4 protein-coding genes and 1 pseudogene are annotated in these 6,631 nt (G+C 65.3%); 3 read left to right on the plus strand and 2 right to left on the minus strand.

What is annotated here, in order from left to right; translation table 11 throughout:
• The first annotated feature begins 39 nt into the window (after positions 1-39).
• The 3 genes from ACZ5SK_RS46350 to ACZ5SK_RS46360 all read left to right on the plus strand — a co-directional run bounded on the left by ACZ5SK_RS46350 (position 40) and on the right by ACZ5SK_RS46360 (position 3,503).
• Positions 40-1,065, plus strand: a complete 1,026-nt coding sequence (locus ACZ5SK_RS46350; protein WP_069764855.1) for a LacI family DNA-binding transcriptional regulator — start codon at positions 40-42, stop codon at positions 1,063-1,065.
• 737 nt (positions 1,066-1,802) lie between these two features.
• Positions 1,803-2,072, plus strand: a complete 270-nt coding sequence (locus ACZ5SK_RS46355; RefSeq protein WP_468577948.1) for an NAD(P)-binding protein — start codon at positions 1,803-1,805, stop codon at positions 2,070-2,072.
• Positions 2,073-2,102: 30 nt separating this feature from the next.
• Complete coding sequence (locus ACZ5SK_RS46360; RefSeq protein ID WP_334581496.1) at positions 2,103-3,503, plus strand: flavin-containing monooxygenase; 1,401 nt, start codon at positions 2,103-2,105, stop codon at positions 3,501-3,503.
• On the opposite strand, the pseudogene ACZ5SK_RS46365 reads toward ACZ5SK_RS46360, so the two are convergent.
• Together ACZ5SK_RS46365 and ACZ5SK_RS46370 are read right to left on the minus strand one after the other, a co-directional pair.
• Positions 3,389-4,111 (minus strand): annotated as a pseudogene (locus ACZ5SK_RS46365) (transposase); the annotation flags it as partial. The gene ACZ5SK_RS46360 and the pseudogene ACZ5SK_RS46365 overlap by 115 nt on opposite strands.
• A 232-nt stretch (positions 4,112-4,343) precedes the next feature.
• Positions 4,344-5,810, minus strand: a complete 1,467-nt coding sequence (locus ACZ5SK_RS46370; protein ID WP_334581497.1) for an amino acid permease — start codon at positions 5,808-5,810, stop codon at positions 4,344-4,346.
• Positions 5,811-6,631: the final 821 nt, after the last annotated feature.

Below are 6,631 nucleotides of genomic sequence, written 5' to 3' on the forward strand. Positions count from 1 at the left end.
CGTCAAGTAATGTGACGTCTTCAACTTCAGGAGGGGTCGATGCGCAGTGTGACGCTGGGCGATGTCGCCGCCCATGCGGGCGTATCCCGGGGAACCGTCTCCAATGTCATGAACCACCCCGAACGGGTCTCGCCCCACTTGCGTGAACGGGTGGAAAGCACGATGAGCGAGCTGGGGTTCGTACGCAACGAATCCGCCCGCCAGCTGCGGTCCGGCTCCAGTTCGTCGCTGGCCCTGTCCCTGCTCGACACGTGGAACCCGTACTTCAACGACGTGACCCGCGGCATCGAGGAGCGCGTCTACGACGGTGGCTGGACCCTGTCCGTCTCGACCAGCGCACTCAGTCGCGATCGTGAACGGCACAACCTCGAGATCTTCCAGCAGCGACGAGTCCGGGGCATCCTCGCCGTGCCGATCTCCGCGGAGAGCATCGCCCAACTGGAGAAGATGAGTTCGCGTGGGCTGAGCTGTGTGCTGGTCGACCGGCGCGCGGACGGCTACGGCCTGCCGTCCGTCTCCGTCGACGACGTCGAGGGCGGCAGGCTCGCCGGCGCGCATCTTCGGTCACTGGGCAAGAGCCGGATCATGTTCGCGGGAAACCCCGACGTGCACACCCATGCCGCCGACCGGCTCGCCGGCCTGCGCCAGGCGCTCGGGCCCGACCGGACCGTAGAGCTGATCAACACCGAGTCGGTGACGTTGGCCGACGGCATCGCGGTCGGCACCGAATTGGCGAGGAGACGCCGTTCCGATCGCCCGGAAGCGTTGTTCTGCGCCAACGACCTCGTCGCGATCGGAGTGATGCAAGCCCTCATACGGGCACGCATCAGCCTGCCGGAGGAGATCGCCATCGTCGGGTACGACGACATCGAGTTCGCCTCCCAAGTGGCGGTCCCGCTCACCACCGTACGGCAGCCCGCTCACGAACTGGGCAGGAAGGCAGCACAACTGCTGCTCGCGGACATCGCGAACGAAGGGTCTTCGGATCCGGTCCACCACGTCTACGAACCTCAGCTCGTCGTCCGCGAATCGACCACGGCCCGGGAGCTGGACTCACCCGGTTGATCGGGGCTCCCGGGCAGGTCGATTCGCGTCCGTGAAGCCCGGGGAGCGAACCCTGGGCGCCCCGCGGGAACATCCCGCCCGCCGGGCGGCACCGCGACGCCCTGCCCCACCCGCGAGCCGAACGCGTCGGGGTGCCTCCAACTCGGCCTGCACCATAAGGAATGAGATCCGTATATGGGGTGTGTATCAGGCTATGGGAGTTCACCTCATCACGGGTGCTGGTTTTGGCGAGGGACGAGGCACGGGCGGAGGAACTGCGTGCCCGGTTCCCGCGGAGCCGGACGCTGGCGGCCGATCTGTCCGCACCGGGGTCGATACGCTCCCGGCTGGCGGCCGGTGCCCTGCCTGAGCGGTTGGACTCGCTCGTGCATGTCGCCGGGGTGGTGGAGTCGGGCCGGGAGGACGAGTTGAGCGCTGACTCGTAGGATCTTGGCCTGATCCGCTTTGGTGGACATCCAAGACAGGCCGCCAGGCCGTGCTGGCTGCGGAGGATCCGGGACAACGCGCTGGCCGAGCCGTTCTTCGCCATGCTGAAGAACGAACTGATCGGTGACCGGCCCTGGCCCAGCCGGTCCGCCGCCAACACCCCCACGCGGCCTGACCAGCACCCCGACGGCGTCCGGCACAGCTGAACGCTCTCAATACTCGAATAGGCCGATTGAGTTTCGGATCAATAGGCCCAGTGTCCGACGATTGGGACAGTCCTTCCTGCTTTTGGTTGTCACATACTCTCCTGCATGAGCCGACATGTTCTTCCGAACAGCGTAAACCCGCGTGGACCAGAGGCCGCCGATATCGATGCCATCGTCGTCGGCGCCGGATTCGCCGGACTGTATGCCACTCATAAACTGCGCAACCTCCTCGGCCTGCGAGTGAAGTCCTTCGAGACGGCGTCGGGCCCCGGCGGGGTGTGGAATTGGAACCGCTACCCCGGGGCGCGCTGCGACTTCGAAAGCGTCTGGTATTCCTACTCCTTTGACGAAGACCTGCAGCGCGAGTGGCGATAAACGGAGCGGTTCGCTGCGCAGCCGGAGATCTTGCGGTACCTCGAGCACGTCGCAGACCGCTTCGATCTCCGCAGCAGTTATTCATTCGAGACGCGGGTGACCTCTGCGGTATGGGACGAACAGAACGGTTGGTGGACCGTCGGCACTGACACGGGCGAGTCCGTGACAGCCCGGTTCATCGTCAGCGCGGCCGGCGGGCTGAGCGCCACCAAGGACGACGACTTCAAGGGGGCCGAATCGTTCGGGGGAGAGCTGTACCGGACGAGCAACTGGCCGCAGAGACCAGTGGATCTTGCTGGGAAGCGCGTGGGCATTGTGGGCACGGGCTCTTCCGGTGTGCAGGTGATCGGAGCCATAGCGAAGGACGTGGGCAGTCTCACCGTCTTCCAGCGGACCGCGAACTTCGCCACGCCCCTGGGTAACGGGCCCATGGACGAGGCCGAACTCGACGAGGTCATCGCCAACTATCCGCGTTATCGCGAGCAGTGCCGTAACAACTTCCTGGGTGCGCCGTATCCGCCGGCGCAGCCGTCCGCACTCGCGGCCAGTTGGCAGGAGCGGCGCGAACTCTACGACCGGTACTACCGCGGTGGCTTCCGCCTGCTCATGCCGACCTATGCTGATCTTCTGTTCAGCAAGGAGGCGAACGACACCCTCGCCGACTACATTCGGGACCGGATCCGCGACCGTGTTGCGGATCCCGAAGTTGCTGAACTCCAGTGCCCGAACGACCACGCTTATGCGACCAAGCGCTCGCTGTTCGAGACCAACTACTACGAGGCCTTCAACGAGGACCATGTCGAACTGGTCGATGTACGGTCCAATCCGATCCTGGAGATCACTCCGACGGGCGTCCGGACCACAGCGGCCGACTACGAGTTCGATGTCATCATCCTGGCCACTGGTTTCGATGCCTGGTCCGGCTCGCTTCAGCGGCTCGGCCTCGTTGGCCGTGGTGGTGTCAGGCTGGAGGACTACTGGGCCGAAGGATCGCGAACCTATCTGGGGATCGCGGTTCCGAACTTCCCGAAAGTCTTCGCGCTCACCGGGCCGCAGAGCGCCACGCCGCTGTACAACAACCCGTTGGCCATCGAGGACCATGTCGACTTCGCGGCCGATCTCATCCAGAGGATGGTGGATACCGGAGCGGGGGCATTCGAAGCGACCGAGGAAGCCACGAGGACGTACATGGCGCTGTCGAACGGCATCGCCGATCTGTTGGGCAGGCCAGCGGCCCGGTTGTCGCGTCGGGTGGGCGCCGGGTTCCACTGCCCGGGGCGGGTGGTGTTGTCGTCGGGGTGGTGGGAAGTTGCTGGTCAGCCGGGTGTGGGTAGGAGCGCGAGCCGTTCGAGGACGGCGGTGATCTCGCTGGTCCAGGGCCAGTGTCGGGCGAGGCGGAGAATCCTGCGTCGGCCGGTGGTGACGAGCTGAGCGGCCGCGGAGAACAGGCGGAATCGCAGGCGACGGGGTTCCCAGAGCCGCGCCTTGCCGGTGAGAGCGAGCATGGGCATCCAGGCCAGCAGGTCGAGAGCGATCTGGACGATCTCGAGCCAGACCTTGTTCTGGGCTGCAGTGTGGAGCGGCAGGTTGCGCAGGCCGGTGGCCCGGGCGGCCCGGATCCGGTCCTCGGCCCGGGCCCGCAGCAGGTGATGGAGTTCGAGGGCGGCGATCGGCCGGTGGGGGGTGTTGGTCGCGAAGCACGTGATTCGCATGCCGTCCGCATCCGTGATCCTCAACTGGGCGCCAGGATGAGGCCGTTCCTTTCGCACGATCAGTCGCATGCCCTGGGGCCAGCCGTCCAGGAGCTTGCCGGTGAGCTCGGCGACCCAGGCCCCGTCACGGGCCTCACCGTCGGTCTCGACGGCCGGGGTCCAGGCTGAGGCGGGGACCTTCAGCACATGTTCGTGGATCGCTTCGGTGACCGTCATGCCGACCGAGTAGGACATCCATCGTCCTCGCTTCGCGAGCCAGGACACGAAGCCGTGGGTGCCGCCCGCGGAATCCGTGCGGATCAGCGTCTGGCCAAGCCGGGTGCGTAGCCAGAGACGGACTGCGGAAAGGCGTGGGTCCGTGAGTTGGTCCGACCGGTTCCGTCCTGCTCTCGTGTCGGGCCACCGGACGCTGCCGCCGCGGTGCCGGCCACGCGCTCAAAGGGCGACCCGGAGGAGTGAGTACGGGCTGTGATCAGCCCTGTGTTCTCATCCAGGCCGCCCCTGCGCGGGGTATCTCAGATTGCGGAAGCGGTGTCGCTCAAGGGGTAAGCCGTTGATGTCAGACCTGCTCTTCGAGCGACTTCGGGCTGGGCGCCCTGCTGAACAGGCGACAGGCCACCGCGATCGCAGCGGTCACGATGAAGGTCGTGAGCAGCTGGCTGCGGCCGGCGTCGTCGAAGCAGGTCAGGACAACAATTCCGCCGAGGATGGCCAGCGCCAGGTAGTTGGCGTAGGGGAAGAGCCAGACCTTGAACGCCAGAGCGTTCGTCTTCTCCGTGCTCATGCGCCGGCGCAGGATGAACTGCGTGATGATCACGAAGAACCAGATGATGACCGTGCCCGACCCGACGGCGTTCAGCAGGTACTTCAGGACGAGCGTGGGCCAGATGTAGTTGAGCATGACGGCGGCGAAACCGAACGCGACAGAGAGCAGGACACCGATCCGCGGGACTCCCTTGCCGGTCACCCGCGTCACCTGGGAGGGAGCACACCCCCGGTCGGAGAGCGAGAACAGGAGCCGGGATGCCCCGTAGACGTTGGCGTTCAGCCCCGACAGGAGCGCGACGACGATCACGAGCGCCATGATCGTGCCGGCCCCCGGGATCCCCGCGAAGGTCAGCACGGCGATGAAGGGGCTCTCCTTGAGCTTGCTATCGTTCCACGGCAGCACCATGAGCATGATCAGCACGGCGCCGACGTAGAAGACGACGATCCGCAGGACGATGGTGCGGATCGCACGACCGATGTTGCGCGCAGGGTCCTTGGTCTCGGCCGCGGCGATCGCCGCGATCTCCACGCCACCAAACGCGAACACCACCATGAGAAGTGCGGAGGCGACGCCGCTTATCCCATTCGGCATGAACCCGCCGCGATCGACCAGGTTCCCGAAGCCGGTCGGCTCGTCCACCGGGATCCATCCCAGGAGAATGCCTCCACCGACGACGAACATCGCAAGGATCGCACCGACCTTGAGGAGCGTGAACCAGAACTCGGTCTCTCCGAACTTGGCGACGCCCAGGAGGTTCAGCCCGGTGAGGCTGGTCAAGAAGACGAGCGCGAGCAGCCACTGGCTGACGGCGGGCCACAGCGAGTGCACGATGGCGGCCGCCGCGGTGGCCTCGGCCGCGACGGACACGACCATCACGGCCCACCACAACCAGCCGATCGTCGATCCGACGGTGCGTCCCAATGCCTTGTCGGCGAAGACCGACAGGGCACCCGCGCTCGGGGCCTCGGCTGCCATTTCGCCGAGCATCCGCATGACCAGAGTGACGAGGATGCCGCCGACGATGTACGCAAGGAGCACCGCCGGCCCGGCCGCGGCCATCGCTGAACCGGATCCCACGAACAGTCCGGTACCGATAGCGGAACCCAGGCCGATCATGACGATGTGGCGGGACTTCATGGCCCGGGAAAGCCCGGATCTTTTTGATGAAGACTTTTCGTCAAGAACCCTGGCCGATTCATTGACCGAAGCCGGTTGCACAGTAGCTACCGAAGGATCTCTGCCCTGATCCATATCCATGGATTTTCTCCTTGCGCCGGCTCCGGAAGGCATGAGGGTGCCCCGGGGCGGTTTTTCTGGGGACGTAGCGGGGGGAGTGAACCTGAAGGTCGATTGACCATTGAAGATGACCTGAGACTATCCGCCACTCACAGCAGGGTCAACCACGAGTTGAAGATTTTCAAAACGACAGTTGAAGGATGGTGTGAGGGCAGCCGTGGCGGAGCAGGGTCCGCCGCATTTGAGGTGTCGACCGGGGTTCGGTCTTCCGGGTCTGCTTTTATCCGGCTGTCACTCCGTATACAGAGGAAGAAGCGGCTTTTCAGCTCGCAGGCGCCGACACGTGCCCTCTGCGGAAAGTGCAGGTATAGCGCGAGCCTGTCACAGGGCAACGCGGTTACAGCTACGTTTCCATCGCGGTCGCGTATCGGTTGGCGAAGGCTTCACCGGCCTTTGGCTCGCGACCCGTGGCCGAGCGGAAGGCAGTCGTGCGGCCGCCCCGGGGAGGTTGAGGGAAGCTGCCACACGAGTCTGTGAAGGGGTGATGTCCGACGGGGGCGATCCGGCATTTGATCTCCGACCTCACGCCTGCCATGCGTTCACGATCGCGAATCCAGGCGAATGGCCGGCCTTTCGGTCCTCACGCGCCTCAACGAGGTGGTTGCGGATCCTGCGTCAGTTCAGCAGGACGGTCACCCCGGCCATCGTCGCGAGCGAGGTGACGCAGTTGCCGACGGCGGGCGGGGAAACTAAGGGTTGTCCCGTAACTGCCGGTCACAGATGAGATGATCTTGCTGTGGCTGGTGTGATCACGGCGTCGGAGCCGTCCTGGATAGTCCCGT

Source organism: Streptomyces sp. NPDC031474, assembly GCF_055581185.1.